Genomic DNA, 709 nt, shown 5'->3' with positions numbered 1-709 from the left:
CGCCATGACCCCCGCCCCCGCCTCCAGCACATGCCGGGACCGGAAGCGCGGCATGCCCAACCGCCCCGGCATCATCGTGTGGACGGCGACAACCTCCAGGTTCCGGTCCAGGTACGCCACGTCGATCGGGAAGCGCATCCGGAACGTGTGCACACTGCTCGCCGGCGAGAGCAGCATCGCCCCGTCGATCGCGTCCCGGCCGAGCAGCCCCTTCGTCCGCGCCCGGTACGAGGTCGCCAGCTCCAGCCGGACGGCGATCGGCCCGGCGGCCCCGTGCACGGTCAGCGTTCCCCGCCCGTCGCTCCAGCGTCGTCCCATGTCAGGTCACCTTCCTGTACCACCGCGGATCCGGTGTCAACCGACCGTATCCACACGGGAGTAGGCCCTACATGGGCCCACGGGCCCATGCCCCCGCCCGCCGTATCCGGATATCGTCCCGGCGTGCGCCTGTTTCTGATCGTCGTGGGTGCCCTGTGGGGCGCGTGCTCGGGCCTGCTGCTGCCCCGCGCCGCCCACCGCCTCTCCGTGGACCCCGAGGAACCCTGGAACGGGAACTGCCCCGACGGCCACCCGATCACGGGCCCGTTCGACGGCTGGCTGGGCCGGGCCCGCTGCACCGACACCACCGGCCGATACGCGTACGGCCCGACGACGAACAGCCCGTCCGACGCGACCCCTTGCGGCCCCTACGGCCCCCGCACCCCCGCCG

The 709-nt window shown here is 73.1% G+C and carries 1 protein-coding gene and 1 pseudogene; one reads left to right on the top strand and one right to left on the bottom strand.

Annotated elements, in window-relative coordinates; translation table 11 throughout:
• The coding region (locus JHN63_RS51715; protein ID WP_200692033.1) for a DUF192 domain-containing protein at positions 1 to 318 on the bottom strand (318 nt) is incomplete at its 3' end.
• A 123-nt stretch (positions 319 to 441) separates the two neighbouring features.
• Here JHN63_RS51715 and JHN63_RS51710 point away from each other — a divergent pair.
• Positions 442 to 709 (top strand): annotated as a pseudogene (locus tag JHN63_RS51710) (prepilin peptidase); the annotation flags it as partial.

It is taken from the genome of Streptomyces sp. MBT65 (assembly GCF_016612545.1).
In the GTDB taxonomy this organism is placed as follows: Bacteria; Actinomycetota; Actinomycetes; order Streptomycetales; family Streptomycetaceae; genus Streptomyces.
The sequence above is the reverse complement of the archived record's forward strand: the minus strand, read 5'-3'. Positions and strand labels throughout refer to the sequence as shown.